This is a genomic window from Lysinibacillus sp. FSL W8-0992 (assembly GCF_038008685.1).
Taxonomy (GTDB): Bacteria; Bacillota; Bacilli; order Bacillales_A; family Planococcaceae; genus Lysinibacillus.
In genome coordinates this window covers 3,048,720-3,070,511 of the sequence record NZ_JBBOZQ010000001.1, presented here as the reverse complement: position 1 = coordinate 3,070,511, position 21,792 = coordinate 3,048,720, and the positions used below count along the sequence as shown (strand labels likewise).

Here is a 21,792-nt window from a genome sequence, read left to right as displayed (position 1 = left end):
ACTTGAATTAAAAATAACCCCTTCGCCCTCTACCCATTTGACATTATTTATTCCTAATACATCTAAATCGTCAGGAGTGGAACTACTTTATTGTGTTATTATTGTTACCTTATCTTTGTTTATCTTCTTTATCACTCCAGGAAAAGTGGTGTTGCGATAAAAGTTGTATATATGGGTAGTTTCCCCTAATGTGGCATTTCGATGTTCGATTGTCAATGTTTCTTTTCCGGATTGTGATGTAACAGAGTCAATAGTAAAATCCTTAATAGAATGAACGAAAATAATTACTACGAGGATTAGAAATGCAATAATAGATATCGCAATTAACTCAAAAGTACTAATATTAAAAGATCTAACAAACAAAAAAATTGCAATGACCGTTATCATTGCTGGAATTGGTATTCCTGAATATTTAAGAAATGCAAAATAATAATGATTTATACTTAATTGAAAAATAAGCAAATCGACTGCTAAAACAAAAATTAACAACAGTGTCGTAGGTTTTTTCAAGGTTTTTAACAATTAATCATACCCTTTCGCACTTCTAGTTAGCAGTTTGCAATCTTTTACGAAATACAATTAGCGTTAAAATATTCAAAATGACAGTTACCCCAAGAAGAACTGTTGCAGCAAAAATGACACCTCCTGTAGTGTCCATAAGTGCACTCCAATCCTCAATATTAACGAGATGGTATTGATAGTACATTTGAAAAATAAGAGAAATAGCACAAGTACTCAAACTCAAACTAGAAAGCAATCCCCATATTTTAAAGTCGTTCTTTTTAGATTGCATAAGTCCAACGACAGGGAGTAGCCATGCAATGAGACCAATCACTAAACTGCCAATATTAAGTAAACCAATCACTATAAAACCCCCTCTTCATGCTTACAATTTCCATTTAATTAGCATTTAGACGTTCGGGCTAGACAAATAGTTCCAATTTTCATCTATCCTCTACATCAATTAAATAAATTGCCTTTTCAAATCCCCCACGTTTAGCCTTCTTCTGCTCACGAATCGCTTCTAAATCTTCATAACTTACACCTAACGCATGGATAGCTGTATGTATTAGTTCTAAAAGATCGGCTAATTCTTCAACACTCTCCTGAACGTTATTTGCCTCACGAAACTCTTTCGCTTCTTCCAACATTTTTGCTTTTACTTCTACTAGAAGGTCCTGTGGTTCTAAAATTCTTGCATTATACTTTAAACCATCTGCTTCAATAATTTCTAAAATCTGATCTCGTACTAACTTATTATAAACAGGCATTGTCATTCTCCTTTATAGTGGCATATCACACTTTTATTGTAATATATTTCTAGTTAATTTTTAGCTCTATTCGATAGTTTATAAATAGGCACAACAACATCTCTAATGTTAAAGAAAATTTCATATGTAATCGACACTTCGATACATCTCGAAATATTAATATTTTACAATGAATTTTGAAAATAAGAATAATTTGTAGGAGGAATGAAAATGAAAATAATAAAGCAAAAACCCATCCAGCATACAAAAAATATTAATCCTAAAATTTTATATTATGGATTCCCTGTAATTTTACTAAGTACTTTGAATGAGGATGGAACAGTGAATATTAGCCCTTTATCATCTTCTTGGTCATTAGGAGACTATATTGTATTAGGTGTTGGCATTGGTGGGAAGGCAATTGAAAATTTAGAACGACATCCTGAATGTGTCATTAATATACCAGACCCCTCACTTTGGGAGAATGTTGAACAGTTAGCCCCTTTTACAGGGAAAAATCCAGTTCCTGAATATAAAAAGCAAAATGGCTATACTTATAAAAAAGAGAAATATGATATTAGTGGATTAACGCCTATTAAGGCTACTTTAGTAAAACCTACTCGGATTATGGAATGTCCCATTCAAATTGAGGCAAAGGTTAAACACATACGTATCCCAGACTATTCTCCTCATTTTGCCATTGTCGAAACACAAGCACTACACGTACATGCACATGAGGAAATTATTATTGAAGAAAATCATATTGATCCAAATAAATGGAGCCCACTTATTTATAATTTCCGTCATTACTTTGCTCTTGGTAACAAGTTAGGTAACAATTTTCGAGCATAGAAGACTTTATAGAAGAACTAATAAACAATTCCACCTAGACAATAAATTTTCTAATACTTAACCGAAAGATTAAATGTAAAGAAAAAGCAATCGACTTCTTCAATGCCATTTTATAAAATGGTCGCTTTTAGTCGGTTGCTTTTTTCTTATTTTAGCGTTTTTATAACCCTTGCTCTATTAGCTACTCTTGCATAGCAGCCTCTACAACCTCCAATATGTTGCCTAATTTCACTTTTCACCTTCCAAGCGATCCTCAATTCGCCCTTCAATCTCTTTCTTTTCTTCATGCCACCATAGTGCTTCTTCGGGATCTTCTAAAATCTCTTTTATTTCAGCTTTCTCTTCAACAGCTGGCGGGGAACCTCGAAGTGCCATGCCTGAAGTATCTTTTAGAAAGATGGAAACAACAATAATACCGACAACAGATGCAAATATAACATAGTAGGCAGGTACCATTTCATTCATCGTTTTGCTAATTAACCATGATACAAGTAAAGGTGTTGTACCACCGAACAATGACGCAGAAATATTAAATGTTATCGCCAATGCCCCATTCCTTACATTTGTAAAAAATAAGGAGGGCAATAGTGCTGGCATTGTTCCTTGAAAAGAAGCGGAAAATACTGCTAGAATCAATAACCCCCAAAATACATGTAATGTGTTTCCGCTACCAATCAAATTAAACGAAGGTATACTTAAAAAGATTAGTCCAATTAACCCCCCTTGAATAATCTTTTTCGCTCCTATGCGGTCACTAAAATACCCCATTAATAGAACAATTGGAATCATAATAACCATTACAATGACAATTAATAAAAGCCCTTCTGCTTCTCCATATCCAAGAACAGCCGTTAAATGAGATGGCATATAAGATAAAACGATATAGTTTACAACAATGTAAAAGAAAACAACAAACATTCCGACAACTATTGCTCTCCAATGAAATTGTAAAATATTTTTTACAGATATATGATTATCATCTTCTGATTTTTTTTCTTTCATTGCTTCAAAAGCAGGTGTTTCTTCTAAATTATTTCGCAAATAAAATCCAATTAAACCAATAGGGGCTGATAAGAAAAATGGAATTCGCCAACCCCAATCTAACATTGTTTGCTCACCTAAAATATAAGTAAGTAAAGTAACAAGACTAGCTCCTGCGATATAGCCAACTAAGGTTCCAACCTCAAGACCACTTGACATAAACCCTCTTTTCTTATCTGGCGTGGACTCGGCAATAAACGTCATAGCACCCGAATATTCTCCACCCGATGAAAATCCTTGAACTAAACGTGCAATGAGTAAAAGTACAGTGGCAGTATACCCTATGGATGAATGAGCTGGAATTAAGCCAATACTCAATGTCGCTAGTGCCATCATGACTAAGGTAATAGCTAAGACTTTTTTACGGCCTAAACGGTCCCCAAGCATCCCAAAGAAAATACCTCCAATAGGTCGAGCAATAAAGGCTACAGCAAACGTCGCAAAAGAAAATACTAATTGCATAGGACCACTTACTTCAGGAAAAAATACTTGTCCAATTGTAGCAGCTAAATAAGAGTAAATTCCAAAATCAAACCATTCCATTCCATTACCAACAGCAGTTGCTATAACAGCCTTTCGGGCGGAACTCGTGTCAACAACAGTAATTTCTTCTTTTTTCAACTTTGGTTTCGATTTTCTTTTAAATTTTGGGCTATTAAGGTTATTGTAATCAGCCAATCGAAATCCTCCTCGTTGTTAAAATTAATTGATACTATTGTTAAGCTATCCAATATGTGATTTATTATTAATTCCTTTAAAGTAAAAATCCAAAATCCCATCGAAAATGCCTTACTAATCAAAGTTATTTGAAAAAAGAATAAAAACGAATTCTTATAGGAGCATCAGGAAAACGAAATAATAATGGCCAAACCAGCCAACAAAATAAGCGACTAATACGATAATATGTCTGTTTGCCTTTCATTCCTTCCAATTTAAATAAGAAAAGCCCTCCACAGATTATGTGGAAGGCTTTTAAAACATTTGTAAATCAAATCCTACACCTTTTTAAGTTCACTATAAATATCATTGCAAATTTTTCTTTTTAGAAAAAAATCCTTCGAAAATCATATACAAAGCGAGTACAATCCAAAAGCTAAATAACCATGCGGTATTTTCTTTTAAATCAGTAATAATTACAATTGCACCAAATAGCGTAATAAGTATTTTAATGATTAATTTGACCAAAATACATACTCCTTTCTATCGATAGAATAATAATGATATACCCGAGTCAATTAAACTATTATTTTCAAATGGAAAAATCACTGTTCTTTAATTTATTTGCAATAATTTCACAGCTAATTCCAACACCAAATGTTCGTGTCAGGATTACTACTTCAACATAGTATGATGTTGATCTAAATCGTTTGTAACATATCCTTCTTTTCCTGCTCCTATACCAACAATTAACAGAACGAATGAAATACAAATGAGTAAAATAAGAGGGATTGACCATCCACCTGTTATATCATGCAGTGTGCCAACCAACACTGGTCCAACTGCCGCTAAAAGGTAACCGAAAGACTGAGCCATTCCTGACATTTCTGCTGCTTCTTTTCCATCACTTGTTCTTAGTGTGAAGAACATCATGGATAGGCTGAAGGCACTCCCCCCTGCAATTCCAAGAATGATAGCGCAGAAAGGAACTAGCACAGAACTTCCTTGCAGTAGCCCTGCAAATCCAATGATAAATAAGATTGTTGTTGTGATACTTAGACCAACTTGATTTTTCATTTTTTCCGCTAGTACTGGGACAATGAACGTTACAGGGATGAGTGCAAACTGCATTAGAAAAACCATCCAACCAGCAGTATTTGAGTTATACCCTTTCATATTTAAAATATCTGGTAACCATGTGATTAAAGTATAAAACATTAGTGATTGTCCACCCATAAATATTGTTATCTTCCAAGCAAGTGGAGAACGCCACAAACTACCTTTTTTGTTTTTTACATTGACTTGTACTTTCTCACCTTTTTGTCGTTTACTAAGTTGTGGTAGCCACAGCAATAAAGAGATGATTGTCAATACTCCCCATATGCCAAGCGCCCCTTGCCATCCAAAATTATCGATAGAAGCGATAGGGACACTTACACCTGAACCAAGCGCACCGAATAGATTCATGAATATAGCGTATATTCCAGTCATCAAACCTATTTTTTGTGGAAAATTCATTTTTACAATCCCTGGAATAAGTACATTACCCATTGCAATTGCAACCCCAATTAAAATAGTACCAGAAAATAAAGAGAAAATTCCTGAAAATGAGCGAATTACAATACCAATTATAAGTAATATAAGGGCTAAAGTAATCGTTAATTCCATGCCAATCCGATTTGCTATTTTTGGAGCAAACGGTGAAAGCAGTGCAAAGGCAAGTAAAGGTACTGTTGTAATCGTTCCTATAAGAGCATTACTGATACCAAGATCATCTCGTATCAAAGGTATAAGTGAGCCGGCAGAAGTTAAAGGCACTCTTAAATTAGACCCCACTAAGATTATACCAATCAGTAATAACCAACTATTTCTTGTATTTTTATTTAATGTGGATGATATGGCTTCCTTATTCATGTTGTTATTCCTCCATCAATTTAACAATTACTTTTCTTAATGCCTCCATATAGTTTTCAACATAGGTTGCAGCAGCTACTTTATCCTGACTACGAATGGCTGTATATAACTCAATGTGAAGTTCTTCTTCAAATTTAAAAGGCGCATTCATTGTCATTAAATCTTCCACAAACGAATAGATGATTTCTAACAGTGGCTCGTATAAATCAATTAAGAGCTGATTGTTAGAAGCCACTACAACCGCTTTATGAAAACTAATATCTAATTCTATAAAGTGTTCTCGATTACTCTTTTCAGCAGCTTGAAGCGATTCTTGAATATATGATTCAAGTTTTGCTAAATCCGCTTCTGTCCTATGTTCAGCAGCCAACTGGGCAGCCTGTTTTTCTAAAGCTAAGCGCACATCAAGGATTTCAAGCAATGCTGATTTTTTTACATAACGTTTAAGTGCTGCTCCAAGAGAATTGGCAGAGCGTACGGTTGTTCCACTGCCTTGTTTCGTTTCAAGTAATCCTGCATGTACTAAGGCACGAATTGCTTCGCGAAGTGTATTACGGCTGACATCAAACTTTTCCATCAATTCCATTTCAGGAGGTATTCTTTCCCCTACTTGCCAGCTTCCAGATTCAATTAACTGCTCTATTTGAGAAGCCACCTGTTCTACTAGGTTCATTCTGTTTGTTTTTTGAATCATAATTACGCCTCCTTAAATTTGTAGGATGATTGGTATGTTGGTAAAGTTAACATAAAGAAAAAGGATTGTCAATCCGATGTACATCCTTATTAACATTGCTGATATATATAGGTAAAGTGCGCATATGAATTTCTAACTTGACGGTAGGAATAAAATTTCGAATTGTAAATTAAAGGAGAATTAAATTAGTGAGGGAATCATCTGCTCTAAGTTTTGATAGTACCGAATTGAGAAAATGACTTAAATTTTGTAGAACGAATAACGCAAAATAAAGATGGACCTCGTTATGTTGGAAATCAACAAATTATAAAAGTAAATAAGATAGATACAAATCTAATTAAATCATAAATAAAAACCACCTATAAAAAACAGGTAGTTTTTTTATTGGCTTTGTGCGCCCATTGAAGGGCAGCGCTGTGCTTTGTAATTTCGATTTTCTCAACATTTAATTCTCTGTCTAAGTTTGTAGCTCAGTATAAGTCCATTAAACGTGTTGATTTTACTCACCCTAATTTTCAGAGTATCCAGAATGTATTTTATACAACAGCTTTGCTGAATAGCCACTTCCATGTTTATAAGTTAACTGTTATATAGGTAAAACCGAAAAAAATCCAACAAGTTATTCTAACCTTGTTGGATTTTTACTTTCAACAGATATAATTTGACGATTCGGCCATTCGAATGCGTGAAGTCGCCCTCCAAATACAGCACCGCCATCAATACCAATAATATTATTGTCACCAAAATAAACATCGTAATTTGTTGGGTCTTGATGTAACTCATATGTTTGTGTGTGCCCAAAAATCACCGTTTTCTCGCCTTTATAACCAGTATGAAATTCCTCTCGAACCCATAAAAGTCGTAAGGGGTCTGTGTCCGCTAACGCTACGCCCGGCACAACACCACCATGGACAAAAATTGCATCTTCTAACTCTATATACGTTTCAAAAGTTTCTATAAGCTGTAAATGTTCTTCGAGCTTCGGTAATGTTTGAATGTAACTAGGTAATGTATTAGTGAGAATAGCATCTTCAAAATCTTCCATATGATAGCCATAGCTAGCAAGTGTCGCATCCCCGCCATTGACTACAGCCCAATGATTCCAAGCTTTTGGAGTCCCTAAACGACATGCTTTTAGCATAAGTGCCTCATGATTTCCCAATAGCACACGTGCCCCAGAGGCTTGTAGCTCAGCAACTATATTCAACACACCACATGAAGCAGGTCCCCGATCAATATAATCCCCGAGCAAAAATAGTTTATCTTGTGTAGCATCAAACTTTACCTTTATTAATAATTCTTCTAAAAGTTCTAATTCCCCATGTATATCACTAATGGCTAAAATACGTGTCATAAAAAGCATCCTTTCTCGTTTAACAGGTGTTACTTTTCATTATAGAGAAGAATGTTACAAAATTCGACTTTTTTCGGTTATAAATGATTGCAAAGTTATCTGAGACGATAAATAGTAACGCAGGTCCTTGAACATATATTTCCCCATTTTTATATTCAGCCTTAAGCACAGAATCTGATGATAAGAAAAAACCTGTATCTGGATTATAGTAATATGCCATTAAGTAATACAGTTTTTTATCTTCATCATAACGATATGGGTTATAGAGTCCATGTCATCTGTACTGCTTTGCGTTAAAATGTTACCCCATGCGTCATAACAGTAGCATCCTAATTTTTAGTTTGAGAAGAAAAATATCTTTTTCATTTTAATACAAAATATTTAGTTAGAAAGATGCTTAACTTAACTATTATTTTGCAGCCATGTATCAAAAGCATTTTCTACGGCTGTTTTGAAGTCATCATCTTCTTTTATTGTGATATCAAAAAGGAATATTCCATAGTTTTTTAAACTACCGCTTTTACCACTAAATCCTTCGAGATTACCATCTTGATAATAAATTTCCCAATATCCCTGCTCTAGATTAACTGCAATAGATTCATGAACTATTTCATATTCTTCTGTATCAGAAATATCTCTATATCTTGTAAGATGGTAGTGTGGATACATAATATTAGTCATGTCAGAAAGAAAAATGCTATATAATTCATTTATCTCATTTTCCAGTATGGAGAAATTATCTTTAGTAGTAAAAAAATTAAAAAAGAACACTTCTCTATCATTTTGTTCGAGATAGTCAAATATTTTTTGCTTCTTAAGAAAATCTTTAATATAAGTTTTCAAAGCACTGTAGTTATTTTCTTTTTTATCTAGAATTACGCAAAATTCTAATTCTATGCCCATTTTATTATCCTTCTTTCTATTATTTCCACGGCAGTTTCGGGTAATTATTACCGAATTTCACATTAAATAATGGGTAATGTTTATCTAAATCAGGAGGAATATGATAATGTACATTCCCTACGTATCCCTGCCCCTTAAATCTATAGTCATCTATCCTCATATCAACACGTAAAAGTTGCTTTTTCTTATAGGAAAGTTTAAACAATGTATAATTGTATTTATTGTCTTTACTTCCTTTCGGGCCAGTAAATGTAAGATTCTTTCCATATTTTAAAACAGCATTAGTAATAATGGGTGTTAATTTCTTTATTGCTTGTTTTATAACATTTTTGGCAATCCAACTAGTAAGTACTACTAATCCGGTTTCAAGAGCACTCAATAACAATGGTAATAGGAAAGCTATATCTCCATCAGGATCCACATTCATCACTGGATTATTATTCGCATAACTATAACCATTCATTAATGAAGGATTCTCACTGTCTCCACCTACAGGATCTAATGAAGGAAAAACTCCTGTATTAGGATTATAGTATCGTACCATTAAATAATAGAGCTTTGTATCTTTATCATAACGATATCCTGCATAACGATATGGGTTGATAGAGTCCATATCATCTATACCACTCTGCGTTAAAATGTTACCCCATGCGTCATATGTGTAGGATGCTACAAGCTTGCCACTTGCATTTGTCATCCCAAGTACATCACCACGATAGTTTGTAAGGTAATGATAAGTTTCGCCTTTGTAAATCATTGTGAGTGGGTGACCGTTATCATCGTAAACATAACTTTTAACTGCGTAGGAGCTTTTATCCTTTTCATAAAGAACGCGATTGCTATCTCCATCATAAGCATAGTAAATAGGTCCATTACTATCTTTACTATAAATCCTTCTTCCTTTTTCATCGTAGCCATATTCAGCAATAACAGTACCTGCATTATTTTTCACTTTTGTTAACTGATCAAATGCATTCCATTCATACGTATACCTTTTTAAAGTTACAATAATGATGGACTCGAGTTTAATCTAATGAAATGTGAGCATATCTGTGGCGGAAACGGCGACAAAGGGCAACTAGATGAACTATGGAGAACCTGCTCCACTTTTGCTAAAGACCAATCGGTAGTGGAAGAATAGCAGTTATTCGGAAATTATGCACTTACTTTTTTTTACTGTAAAAAACGAGCACCTTATTTTATCCAAAGGGGTAAAACGGTGCAACTTTTTTACAAATGGTATAACATTATTTTAAATGGTACATTTTTTTATTTCTAATCAATAGTGACAATATTAATTATAATTTCCGCTGTAATATTCAGCTATTTATTTTAAGTATTCATTCTTAAAAACATTCTAAGGAAAAAATACAAACCCTGATACAGCAACGACTACACTGTACCAGGGTTATTTTCGATGTCACAATATCTTATATATTTATGACAAATATAATTATAAATTGTGAATGCATTAGTTATAACTCACATGTTGGTTTGGAATAAAGTTTGATCAAAAGTATCCTGCAAACGTTGTTTTTTTAATAGATGAAATCTCCACGTTTTAAATAAAGATTAATCAAAATGTGGAGATGAGATTTTGCCTTAATTAAAATTTTTATAAAAAAGATTAATTAAAACTTCTCGATATCTTATAAATTAATGTTGTGGCAGTTTTAAGTATGATGAATCATGGAGCTATACGTTCATTCTTCCAGTAGAATATTTATAGACACAAAAGTAATCCATCATATATAAAGGTTAGATAAACACATGAATAAATTTCCTAATCCTATCAATATAGATTTAACTATATACCACGGGGAATTTGATAGAATAAAACCAAATATGAAAAAGAGAGCCCCTAAAACTAGACTGTCATTAACGCTAGACGCGGAAGAACTTGACGAATATGATTTTGAAAAATTCTTCTCATGATATCTTTTCGAATAAAGTATACCGACTATTGTTATTATAATTCCTAGCAAAAGAATAATAATTTTCATTGTACCTTCACCTCACTAATTCATCTTAGATATCTTTGTAATGCCCGTTTCCCACCATATAATGCAGCCATTGCAATTAGTCTTGCTATTATACTTGCACCAGTACTAGCAATCGCTCTATATTAACCCTTTCCTATTAACCATGCCCCACTGTTTAACGTTGAGTGGGTATAGTTATGCCAATAATACTCCAGTCATGAATGTTGATTTTGACCCCAACCTCTACTGTAAAGATGGTAGTGTGAACATAATATTTATGATGACAACTTATTGCTTCTAAAGAAAAACACCTCCTAATGAATTTTTGAGTATATAAACCCAATTCATAGAAGATGTTTTTAATTATCTATATATTTTTCACTTTAAATTTGAATACAAATGATTTAACTTACTAAAATTTTTATCATAGATTTTTCTATTAGTAAGATTTTCTAGCCAGTATTTCGCTCTTTCTAATTCATCATTTTTAATAAATGTATTGATTATTTTAAAAAAATTGAAACTGTAAGGGAAATCTTGGCTTTCAACAATAGTTAACCCCAAATGGAAGTTTTCTGAAGCGCTTTTATAGTCTTTTAAATCTGAATATAACAGTCCTATATAAATATAAGCACTTGATTTTTCTCTATCAGTCAATGGTTGTTTCAAAGCAGTAATTATTGTATCAATAGCTTTTTTTTTCATGAAAAACATATCATACAAATTCGCTTTTCTTACAATTCGACTATATTTTCTTGTTGGTTTATCTTGAGATTTATTTATCTTAATTACCTCCATTACTTATCTTAATTTCCTTAATAAATATCGTTCTGCATTAAGTAGCCCTCTATCAATTATTTTTCCGAGTGATGTTCTATCAAACCAAGCTTCATATTTCCAAAGTTTACTTCCTATATATTGAACTACACCAGCTGTTTTTGTGATAAAGGAACCTGAAATATACGCACTAAATCCACCTACAATAAAAGCTTTAATTGCCTTTTTATTAGGTGCTCTATTTAACATGGTAAAACCTCTTAGCGCCATTTTTCTTGCTATAATCGCTGAAAGTCCACCACCACCTACTAACAGGGCAAAATTAGTTAATGTATTTTCACGAAAATCTGCAAAAATAACTTTTATAAGGTATTTTAATAAAGGTTTCAAACGATTTGCAATTGCAAATTCTCCATCGGGATCGACATTCATCACTGGGTTATTATTCGCATAGTTATATCCATTCATAGAAATTGGGTTCATTACATCTCCACTTACAGGATCTAGTGATAAGAACACACCGGTATCAGGATTATAGTACCTCGCCATTAAATAATATAATTTTGTATCTTCATCATATCGATAACCTGCATAACGATATGGGTTGATAGAGTCCATATCATCTATACCACTCTGCGTTAAAATGTTACCCCATGAGTCATATGTGTAGGATGCTACAAGCTTGCCACTTGCATTTGTCATCCCAAGTACATCACCACGATAGTTTGTAAGGTAATGATAAGTTTCGCCTTTGTAAATCATTGTGAGTGGGTGGCCGTTATCATCGTAAACATAACTTTTAACTGCGTAGGAGCTTTTATCCTTTTCATAAAGAACGCGATTGCTATCTCCATCATATGCATAGTAAATAGGCCCATTACTATCTTTACTATAGATTCTTCTACCTTTTTCATCATAACCATATTCAGCAATAACAGTACCTGCATTATTTTTCACTTTTGTTAGCTGATCAAATGCATTCCATTCATACGTATACGTTCCATCACTTGTTAAGTTTCCATCCGCATCGTACAAGTATTGCTGATTGTTTACATACGATAATTGATTCGCCTTATTATACTTATAGGTAGTTGATTCAGTTTTCCCTGAATTTTTCACGCTTTTTGTAAAAGGATTCCCAACTTAATCATACGTATAGTCCATTTGTGGACCATCAATATATGCTTCTTGCGTTAATTGATTTAAAGCATCATAAGTGTAATTTACTTTATTAATAATGCTTTTAATATTGTTGTTTGCATCATACACATATGCGAACTTATTCCATTCAGATAAACTATCTAGCGATAATGTCTCTTCTTGTAAACGACTAGATTGATAAACTTTTGATTTTCGAGAAGAATATCTTTAAAACACACTATTGATTAGCAATAGAACCTGAAAGTGGAATTAAAAAATTCATGCCTCTCAAAGAGACATGAATTTTCTAAAATAAATTGACTCATTTATTAAAAATAGGTTTATAACTTTTTGTAATTAAATCAAACATTTAACATTATAAGTATTTTAGTTATTAACTACTCATTGATTTTGATAAATAAATCGTATAATTGTTAATGCTATAAATGTTCCAATTAAAGTTATCACCCCAAATCTATTCAACTTATTGAATTTGAAATTAATCAGAACTATCATAATGTTTAGTAGAAACAGAACATTAATTTCTAAATAAATAATACTTAATTTTATATTTAAGGCACAAATTATTATAGAAAACATAATAATAATATAAGTATTTTTTAGTGTTCTATTGAGATCCTTTTTTATAAATTTTATTGTTCGTTTATTTCCGAAAATTAACAAAACTAATATGATTATTGAAACTACTATAATCGACTTTAAAAATACTATTTGGAAAAATTCGAGCATGTGTGTGCCTCTTTCTTATTTTCTTTTACCGAAGTCAATATATTCATATTTCACTAATGGTCCCCAACTACCATATCTCTTTGCTTTTTTATAATACGATTGGAAGAAATAGCGCTTTACTACCCATACCGCAATACCACCTACGGAAGTACTAAAAACAGTCATCAATCCATTTACAATTACTCCCGATAGAGCTATTGCTACATTCATTTTTGCACCTAATTGAGTAAAATATCTTTTCAATTTCAATTTAAGAGTATTCTGTTTCCCCTTTAACAAATTAAAAACCATTTTTTTAGGTTTTCCAGCTTTAATAAGTTTGTTTATCCCATATAATCCTGGTATTGTTGAAACCAATAAATCAATTGCAGTTATCAAGACTGATGTTCGAATACTGAACTCTCCATCTGGATCCATATTCATTACTGGGTTATTATTTGCATAACTATAACCATTTAATGTTATAGGATTTCCTGTATCCCCACGCACAGGATCTAATGATAAGAAAACACCAGTATCTGGATTATAGTAACGTGCCATTAAATAATATAACTTTGTATCTTCATCATAACGATAACCAGCATAGCGGTATGGGTTAATAGAGTCCATATCATCTGTACCACTTTGCGTTAAAATGTTACCCCAAGCGTCATATGTGTACGATGCTACAAGCTTACCACTTGCATCTGTCATCCCTAGTACATCACCACGATAGTTTGTAAGGTAATGATAAGTTTCGCCTTTGTAAATCATTGTGAGTGGGTGACCGTTATCATCGTAAACATAACTTTTAACTGCGTAGGAGCTTTTATCCTTTTCATAAAGAACGCGATTGCTATCTCCATCATAAGCATAGTAAATAGGTCCATTACTATCTTTACTATAGATTCTTCTTCCTTTTTCATCGTAGCCATATTCGGCAACAATAGTGCCAGTATTACTCTTTACTTTCGTCAGCTGATCAAATGCATTCCATTCATACGTATACTTTCCATCACTTGTTAAGTTTCCATCTAGATCGTACAAGTATTGCTGATTGTTTACATACGATATTTGATTCGCATCATTATATTGGTACGTAGTGGATTCCGTTTTCCCTGCATTTTTCACGCTTTTTGTAAGACGATTTCCAACCTCATCATACTTATAGTCCATTTGTGGACCATCAATATATGTCTCTTGCGTTAATTGGTTTAAGGCATCATAAGTGTAATTTACTTTATTAACAATGTTATTAATATTGTTGTTTGCATCATACTCATATGTGAACTTATTCCATTCAGATAAACTATCTAACGATAATGTCTCTTCTTGTAAACGGCCTTTTTGATAAACTTTTGATAATTTGCTACCGTTTGTGAAATTAGTTTCTTTTAATTGTCCGGTAACATTGTCATAAGTAAATGTTGCAAGTGGTTTGTCGTTTAACTTTATCTGCTTAGTATTATAAGCATCGTCTGGTTCATATTCTAATGTATTATATCGTTTAAACCCTGGGAATGACAGTTTTGATAAATATTCATTACCTAAATATTCGTAGCTAATATCCCCGTCAATATCCCCTTTATCGATTGATTTTAATAATCCATTTTCATAGTAGCTAATTCGTTTTAAAGTAGATTCATTTTCTCCATAAATTAGCTGATCGTCCCCATCTTTTGTATAACGCCACACTACTTTTCCATTAATAACAACTGTTGAACTAGGAGCTTCTTGGTCAATTTTATATTCAATACGATTTTTATTAGCTGTTTGAAGCAGGACTAACTCACCATTTTCATCATATTGATAAGAAGTTGTATTATTATTGGGATTTGTTTCTTTCGTAATTTGATTTTTACCATTAAATTCAAATGTTGTCGTAAAACCTTTTGCATTCGTTATCTTATTTAAATTGCCATTTCCATCATATTCAAAGGCAGTTTTCTGCTGATTTGCATCGGTTACGGTTTCTAGTTCATTTTTCAAATTATATTGATACTTTGTTTCATTTAGCTTGCCGTCTTTAGATGATAAAATGTTGCCAGACAAATCCTGCACAGTAGTTGTCATGTTAGTAAATGCATCCGTATGGGTAATGACTTTTTGGGAATCCTTATAATTTGTTGCGTAATTTTCCCTAACCCCATCGGATGTCTCCATCCATTCTAAATCACCAAAGTTGTCGTATTTATAATTAGTCGTAGCAATACCTGAAGTAGATGGTATTTCTGACTTTGTTAAATTCCCTTTATCATACCAATACTTACTTACCTTATTTCCCGAATCCGTATGCGTCTCAACATTTTGGAATGCAGTATACGTATACGATTGCTTGTTGTTTTCCGCATCCGTTGTATTTAATAGATTACCGTTAACATCATATTCATTCGTCTGCAAAACTTTAGAAACACCATCAATAGTCTCTGTTTCTTGCAAAAGGTTGTAGTTTTGATCGAGTTTATACGTTCTCTCCTCCCCAGAAGGAGAAATGATTTTTTCTACAACATAATTATTGTTAACAAAATATCTTGTTACACCTTGTTCTGGGTCGGTAATTGTTGCAACGCCCGTTGCTCGATCCAATGAATATTCTGTTTTCGGTTGATTTACAGTATCTTCAGTTGGTTCGTACACATATTTTAAATCTGCACCATTGTATTCGAATTTTGTTCGTTTTTCATTTGCATCAACAATTGTCGTTAGAAATTTATTCGTGTACATAAATTGTGTTGTAGTTTTTGAAATTTTGTTATCCTTGCGGTCTTTCAACACATCTACATATTGTAAATAGCCATCTGTAGTATATCGATACGTAATTTGTTGGTCACCATAAGTCATTGTGCTAATTAAGCCATCTTTATCATAACCAAACTGAAGTTTTTTATTTAAGACATCCTTACCTAAATCCGTTGCAATCTCTGTCAATTTATTACTACTATCATAAACATAATTAATTTTATTATTATTACGATCTATTTGAGTCGTAATATAAGCAACCTTTACATCTGTATCCGTTGTGGACTCACGAACTTTAAAAATTGTTTGGTTGCCGTATAAATCGTAAAGAGTAAATGTATCTTCTGTATTTTTCTTTATTTTGTCGTAATTACCGTAGTCACCTTTATACTGGTTTGTTGGAGTATCATAAGTGAAAACATGAATTGTACCATCGGCATCCTTATACTGCAGTTGATTACCTTGACTTCCTGTATTAATGAAAATCTTTTCATCACCAGTAAAGCTCCAGCCATAACCAAAAGCTGATTTTTCATAGTCCTTATTATTGTAAGTTCTAGTAAAAGTTAAGCTAGCATCAGCACGCCCTAAAATAAACATATCTTCATATTGTAAAATATTATTATTTGTTGTTAAGTTTACGTAATTTGTACCATTCACCAATGGTCGTGAATCATAATCCCAGTAATCTTCTAAACCTAGTCTTGCAGTTGTTTTATACGTGACTACTAGTTGTGGTTTGTATTTATTTAAAGTTGATTGTTCACTACTAGCAAACTTTTTATAAATTTGTGTGGCTTCATTATCACCCTTCAATAACAAACCGTAGTTTGTAGATGGATTATTAATCCATCCTTGTACAACATTAAGTGGAACCTTCCAGTTAACCATTGCGTCTGCTATAGATGTTGGTGGTGTGCCAATATCCTTTACCGTACCAAGTTTATTACTTGAGAAATCTCCACCTGCAGTTTTCCATGTTGTGTATGGAGTTGTTTTGGCATAGGTCCAAGAAGCTTGATTTTCTTCCCATGTGCTTGTTACATTGTGCAAATTAATGGCAATAGGTGAATTATTATTTGTCGATGAAAACCATAGATTTAGATCAGCAGATACGATTGTTGTACTTGAAGGTACAGCACTTAAATCAAATTTTAATAAGCTCCTAACCGTATTGCCCCCTACTGCAGTCCCTACACCTAGTTCAAAGTCATTTCCACCAGTTTGTGTAGGTGCAGCGCTACGGATTGTCGTATCTTCCATGTTTGCTGAAGTTTGTAGGCGAACAATCGCAGGATCAATCGTTATTGGGTATACACGATCCTCACTATCTAACCAAGTAGCATCTGGTGCTAAGTAAACAAATAAATCTTGTCCAATTACTTCATAACTTAATTTTAATAAATATGATTTTGCTTCTTCAGGAACTGATTGTATTTCATCAACACTTTGGTATCCTTCAGGTTTATAGCTATCATACATGTACGGTGCTTCAATTAAATATAAAGGAGTATTGGTAGTGGCATCCTTTAAATAAATGGTTTGGTTAACTTGTTCGACTGTTAATCCAGTCACATTTACTTTATAAGTTAGTTTCTGCGGAAAACCACCCGTAGGCTTTTCACGATAAACAATATCTTCTTTTACTCGATCAGAACCTACTGTGTAAATGACATCAGTATCCTCTAAAATATTCGGGTATTTTATTGTATTGTCTTGTACAAGACCTTCTGTATTTCGAACTGGTTCTGTTTTATTTAACTTCTTATGTTGGGCTGAAACTAGGCCAAAATCGATTTTACTCGTTTCATCAGTAATCGTGATGTTTTGTTGTGAAGAACTAGTAGCTTTATCAATCTCTATAGAGAAGTCATTCGCCTTATTCTTCACTGTTTGACCATTCTGTGTTTCAACTAAATCATTATCAATGTCTTCCCATTTACCTTGTTCATTTTGAAAGTGAATAGGCTCTTGTGCAATCTCTGCGGTATACGTCCCATCCATATTATCAAACGTTTTTGCATTCTCCGTTCGCAAATCAACTAATTCAGTTGGCTTTTTTTGTTCATGCTTATTTTCTTCTTTGTTGTTTTTTGCGTCTGCGTGTAGCGTAAAATTCCCAAATGGAATATACGCTATAAAGAGCGCAAGTATAACGCTAAAACTTAACCATTTTTTCCAAAATCCCTTCACTTACATTACTCTCCTAAAAAATTATATATTTTTGATATTCTGTCCATAAATATCAAGAATTTATTTTAACAATGATTAATACATAATAAAACGGTAATATATAGTTACAATTTTTTAGATTAATTATGGTTGTATTGCCTTATATGAGAAATTACAAATGTAATTAGAAATGCATACCTCAATTTCCAGTTGACCTTGTTTTGGCTCAAAGGATAAATTAGCCATTAAATTTGATAAGAACGTGTTAATTGAAGCTAGAAAAGCGTGACTATGAACGCTAGTAAAAGCATGGTAATGAGCGGTTTTTTCTTTAACAAAAGGATACCTTGGCTTGTAAAACCCTAATTAATGAGTTTTCTAATCCAAGGTTTTTACAGTTGTTGGTGAATCTATTTTAGAATAGATTATTATATATTTAGAGGCTTTCTAATAATGTAAGAAATGAGGAGTTTTATATGAAAGCGACTTTAGTTGACAAGGCAAAGAGTATTTTAGAAGGAATTGAAATTGGATTCTCCAGCGAACAAATGGATATGTAAATGGTTTTGTGAAATTCTATTGGCGAGAATATTTAATTACCGGATACGTGGGAACTATAAAATCAAACCTTTCAGATGCAAAAAATCCTTACTATTTTTTCTATTAATTTAATATTTTCACCGTTTAGCCAATCGCCATGCACGTTACAAGCAAAAGAGCAATCCCGACTATTTTTGGGGATTGCCCTTTTTGGTATTGATGAATTTAATTTTCTACATCTACCATATGTGATGTGAAATTTTCGTTATGGATTCCTTCATGAACCGGTATGAAGATGCTTATCTGTTCGGTAGGTTCGACATCGTCATTAGCAACAGAGTGAACGACTCCTTTTGGAACTAGGAATGTGTCACCTTCTTTATAGGACTTCCATTCACCGTTTTGTAGGAGTTTTACTTTTCCTTTTGTAATATGAATCACTTCAGCCACGTCGTGATAATGGGGCAGTACGGCTCCGCCCACCTCAATACGTTCTCTTAAGACAGAGCTGACACTTACACCTAGGTCATCCGCCTCTTTGGCACTTAGGAGCTCATGGTGATGGACTTTGCGGTGCTCTGTAAATGCATTCCACTTTAATTCATCACCAATTTTCACCTTCGTCTTTTTTTCGGTCATTCCAATCACTCCTTATATGATATTTTCATGTCCGTGCGATACTCGTTTAGTCGAAAATAACGGTACCTGTCCTTCCAAGGATTGCATCCTTTGCTTTATCTAGCGAGGTGATTATCGACTTTCTGCCTTGCTTGCCTCTGACGAATGAAATAGCTGCCTGGACTTTAGGAAGCATACTTCCAGGTGCAAAATGTCCTTCTCTAATCAATTTTTCAGCCTCGTCAACAGATAAATGATCAAGGTTTTGCTGATTCGGCTTACCAAAGTTGATCGCGATTTTTTCGACGGCTGTCAAAATGAACAAAAAGTCTGCATTCAACTCATCGGCTAAGCATCTACTTGCCAAATCTTTGTCAATGACCGCTTCCACGCCGATTAAGGAATGGTTGTTTTCCTCGACTACCGGAATACCTCCGCCACCAACAGCAATCACAATGCGGCCTGCATTCACCAAGTCGTTAATAATATCTTTTTCAACGATTTTAATAGGAACAGGCGATGGAATAACCCGGCGATAGCCGCGGCCAGAATCTTCAATATAAATGTCACCTGTTTCAGCCATTAATCTTTGTGCCTCTTCTTTTGAATAAAAGGAACCAATCTGTTTTGTAGGATTTTGAAAGGCGTGATCGTTCTTATCAACCACCACCTGACTGACAATCGTTGCGACTGATTTATTGATGGAGCGCTTTAACAGTTCTTCTTGGATTGCATTTTGCAAATGGTAGCCTATATACCCTTGGCTCATTGCCACGCACTCAGCAAATGGCATGCTGGAAATGCTTGCATGTTCCTTCGAGCTTTTTTCAAATGCAAGATTAATAGAACCGACTTGCGGCCCGTTTCCATGGGCAATAACTACATCATGGCCTTGTTCAATTAAATCGACAATCGGTTTTGCCGCACCGTGTACTAATTGCTGCTGTTCCTGGGGCGTAGAACCAAGAGCGTTTCCTCCAAGAGCTATTAAGATTCTACTCATTTACAGCGCCCTCTCCATAAACTTCATAGAAACGAAGGAAGCCTTTTTCGAAGCATGCCATAGGAGGATGGACGATACCCGCGCCAATTTGCCCGATTCCAGCTACTTTATGTGCTATACCTGTATTAATGACTGGAAGAATGTTCGTTTCAATTACTTTTTTAACATCAATTCCAAAGGCAGCTCCGCGAAAGTTTAAAGTTGGAATGGAATAATTGCTATTTTCACTTACCGTAATTTCATACATTTGCTCGCTATATTGAATTGCGTCTTTTACCTCGCCTCCAACAAATTGAACAATTGCAGGGGAACCGCCCATCGCAAACCCGCCAATTCCCATCGTCTCTGTAATGGCACTATCTCCTAAATCCCGAGTTGCCTCCTCCTCAGAATACCCTGGGAAAAATAAACCTTTGATAAAGTTTGCAGGTGCTGTAAACCATTCCTTTTCACTTAGCCCACTAATGCAAATGCCAAATTCCACACCATTTCTGGCCATTGTTGTGACAACAGTGGAATATGGAACACCATGTCCTGCATCAAGTGCAGCTTTACATGCTGGCATGGACAGATTTAAGAAATAGTGTTCATTGTTTTGGATAAAATGCAAGACCTCTCGTAATGTGTCAGTCTCGATTTCGATTTGCATGAAATAATCAGCAATCTCCCGGTAGAAAAGACTTGTTGCCGCCTTATTGCGGTTATGGCATTCATCCCCCATATGAAGAGCTTGAGCAGTAATGGATTTCAAATCAATTCCACCTGTTGGCACAAGCGCCTTTTTCAACGCAGGGGCAAAAACATCGCGCAGCCACTTTAGCCGATCAATTACTTCGCTGGAAAAAGCACCAAAACGCAATACCTTGCCTAGACCTTCATTAATCGAACAATATGCTCTGTTTCCATGTGTTCTGTTTTCAATGACATGTACTGGCATGGATGGGGAGACGATACCCGCCATTGGCCCAACTGTTAAATGCTCATTGCATGAGCCAAATTCAATTTCTCCAGCATTAATTAATGCTTTCGCTTCTTCCTCGTTCGCTGCCATTCCTTCGAAAATGAGCGCTCCGATAATTGCACCTTGCATTGGACCAGCCATGTTTTCCCAGGCGATAGGAGGTCCAGAGTGCAGTATTTTTTTGCTGTGCATACTTGGAATGACATCGATAGCCCGCTCAATATCGATTAAGAAAGGATGGGCATCCTTAATGCGTTGAATGGCTTCCTGGTTTGCCTTTTCCACCTTTTCATTGTCCTGAAAGAAATCTAATGCTTTGAGTAGTTGTATATTGCCTCCTGCTGGGGGCTGCCAGTCAACTTGTATTGTTTCGATGCCCTGCAGGTCTAAATCTTCTTTAAATTTGGACGTTCCGATGTTAATCACACGTAATGGCTGATTAAAAAGCTCATTTAGCGTACTCAAT

At 34.2% G+C, this 21,792-nt stretch carries 17 protein-coding genes; 1 reads left to right on the top strand and 16 read right to left on the bottom strand.

What is annotated here, in order from left to right:
* Positions 1-544: 544 nt before the first annotated feature.
* Both NSQ74_RS15515 and NSQ74_RS15510 read right to left on the bottom strand, forming a co-directional pair.
* On the bottom strand, positions 545-865 hold the full coding sequence (locus tag NSQ74_RS15515; protein WP_340824474.1) for a hypothetical protein: 321 nt from the start codon (positions 863-865) through the stop codon (positions 545-547).
* 79 nt (positions 866-944) lie between these two features.
* The gene (locus NSQ74_RS15510; protein ID WP_340824473.1) at positions 945-1,271 is read right to left on the bottom strand and encodes a nucleoside triphosphate pyrophosphohydrolase; all 327 of its coding nucleotides are present in this window, start codon (positions 1,269-1,271) and stop codon (positions 945-947) included.
* Positions 1,272-1,481: 210 nt separating this feature from the next.
* On the opposite strand from NSQ74_RS15510, the gene NSQ74_RS15505 reads away from it, so the two are divergent.
* Positions 1,482-2,102, top strand: a complete 621-nt coding sequence (locus NSQ74_RS15505; protein ID WP_340824472.1) for a flavin reductase family protein — start codon at positions 1,482-1,484, stop codon at positions 2,100-2,102.
* Positions 2,103-2,330: 228 nt separating this feature from the next.
* Here NSQ74_RS15505 and NSQ74_RS15500 read toward each other — a convergent pair whose 3' ends face one another.
* From NSQ74_RS15500 to NSQ74_RS15435, 14 genes are all read right to left on the bottom strand, one after another.
* Entirely contained in the window at positions 2,331-3,821 is a 1,491-nt protein-coding gene (locus NSQ74_RS15500; RefSeq protein WP_340824471.1) for an MFS transporter, read from the bottom strand.
* A gap of 345 nt (positions 3,822-4,166) precedes the next feature.
* The gene (locus tag NSQ74_RS15495; RefSeq protein WP_340824470.1) at positions 4,167-4,328 is read right to left on the bottom strand and encodes a hypothetical protein; all 162 of its coding nucleotides are present in this window, start codon (positions 4,326-4,328) and stop codon (positions 4,167-4,169) included.
* Between the two features lie 147 nt (positions 4,329-4,475).
* Positions 4,476-5,714, bottom strand: coding sequence for a CynX/NimT family MFS transporter (locus tag NSQ74_RS15490; protein WP_340824468.1), 1,239 nt, complete (start codon positions 5,712-5,714; stop codon positions 4,476-4,478).
* Positions 5,715-5,718: 4 nt separating this feature from the next.
* Positions 5,719-6,408 (bottom strand): FadR/GntR family transcriptional regulator, encoded by a 690-nt coding sequence (locus tag NSQ74_RS15485; RefSeq protein WP_340824466.1) that lies wholly within the window; start codon positions 6,406-6,408, stop codon positions 5,719-5,721.
* Positions 6,409-7,027: 619 nt separating this feature from the next.
* Positions 7,028-7,762 carry a metallophosphoesterase gene (locus tag NSQ74_RS15480; RefSeq protein WP_340824464.1) on the bottom strand — a complete coding sequence of 245 codons (735 nt, stop codon included), beginning with the start codon at positions 7,760-7,762 and terminating at the stop codon, positions 7,028-7,030.
* A 402-nt stretch (positions 7,763-8,164) separates the two neighbouring features.
* A complete protein-coding gene (locus NSQ74_RS15475) occupies positions 8,165-8,665 on the bottom strand; it encodes a hypothetical protein (RefSeq protein ID WP_340824462.1) in 501 nt (166 codons plus the stop codon).
* 19 nt (positions 8,666-8,684) lie between these two features.
* Positions 8,685-9,617 (bottom strand): RHS repeat domain-containing protein, encoded by a 933-nt coding sequence (locus tag NSQ74_RS15470; protein WP_340824460.1) that lies wholly within the window; start codon positions 9,615-9,617, stop codon positions 8,685-8,687.
* Between the two features lie 1,408 nt (positions 9,618-11,025).
* A complete protein-coding gene (locus NSQ74_RS15465; RefSeq protein WP_340824459.1) occupies positions 11,026-11,445 on the bottom strand; it encodes a hypothetical protein in 420 nt (139 codons plus the stop codon).
* Between the two features lie 3 nt (positions 11,446-11,448).
* A complete protein-coding gene (locus NSQ74_RS15460) occupies positions 11,449-12,543 on the bottom strand; it encodes an RHS repeat domain-containing protein (RefSeq protein WP_340824458.1) in 1,095 nt (364 codons plus the stop codon).
* 24 nt (positions 12,544-12,567) lie between these two features.
* On the bottom strand, positions 12,568-12,693 hold the full coding sequence (locus NSQ74_RS15455; protein ID WP_340824456.1) for a hypothetical protein: 126 nt from the start codon (positions 12,691-12,693) through the stop codon (positions 12,568-12,570).
* Positions 12,694-13,329: 636 nt separating this feature from the next.
* On the bottom strand, positions 13,330-18,225 hold the full coding sequence (locus NSQ74_RS15450; protein WP_340824455.1) for a DNRLRE domain-containing protein: 4,896 nt from the start codon (positions 18,223-18,225) through the stop codon (positions 13,330-13,332).
* 744 nt (positions 18,226-18,969) lie between these two features.
* A complete protein-coding gene (locus tag NSQ74_RS15445) occupies positions 18,970-19,383 on the bottom strand; it encodes a cupin domain-containing protein (protein ID WP_340824453.1) in 414 nt (137 codons plus the stop codon).
* Positions 19,384-19,429: 46 nt separating this feature from the next.
* The gene (arcC, locus tag NSQ74_RS15440) at positions 19,430-20,365 is read right to left on the bottom strand and encodes a carbamate kinase (RefSeq protein ID WP_340824451.1); all 936 of its coding nucleotides are present in this window, start codon (positions 20,363-20,365) and stop codon (positions 19,430-19,432) included.
* On the bottom strand, positions 20,358-21,791 hold the full coding sequence (locus NSQ74_RS15435) for a YlbE family protein (RefSeq protein ID WP_340824450.1): 1,434 nt from the start codon (positions 21,789-21,791) through the stop codon (positions 20,358-20,360). Before NSQ74_RS15435 ends, arcC begins: the two co-directional genes overlap by 8 nt.
* Position 21,792: the final 1 nt, after the last annotated feature.

Excerpts from the sequence above, each read along its gene's own strand:
- NSQ74_RS15465 (WP_340824459.1), bottom strand. The coding sequence starts at position 11,445 with ATGGAGGTAATTAAGATAAATAAATCTCAAGATAAACCAACAAGAAAA.
- NSQ74_RS15505 (WP_340824472.1), top strand. The coding sequence starts at position 1,482 with ATGAAAATAATAAAGCAAAAACCCATCCAGCATACAAAAAATATTAAT.
- NSQ74_RS15510 (WP_340824473.1), bottom strand. The coding sequence starts at position 1,271 with ATGCCTGTTTATAATAAGTTAGTACGAGATCAGATTTTAGAAATTATT.
- NSQ74_RS15485 (WP_340824466.1), bottom strand. The coding sequence starts at position 6,408 with ATGATTCAAAAAACAAACAGAATGAACCTAGTAGAACAGGTGGCTTCT.
- NSQ74_RS15490 (WP_340824468.1), bottom strand. The coding sequence starts at position 5,714 with ATGAATAAGGAAGCCATATCATCCACATTAAATAAAAATACAAGAAAT.
- NSQ74_RS15475 (WP_340824462.1), bottom strand. The coding sequence starts at position 8,665 with ATGGGCATAGAATTAGAATTTTGCGTAATTCTAGATAAAAAAGAAAAT.
- NSQ74_RS15445 (WP_340824453.1), bottom strand. The coding sequence starts at position 19,383 with ATGACCGAAAAAAAGACGAAGGTGAAAATTGGTGATGAATTAAAGTGG.
- arcC (WP_340824451.1), bottom strand. The coding sequence starts at position 20,365 with ATGAGTAGAATCTTAATAGCTCTTGGAGGAAACGCTCTTGGTTCTACG.
- NSQ74_RS15480 (WP_340824464.1), bottom strand. The coding sequence starts at position 7,762 with ATGACACGTATTTTAGCCATTAGTGATATACATGGGGAATTAGAACTT.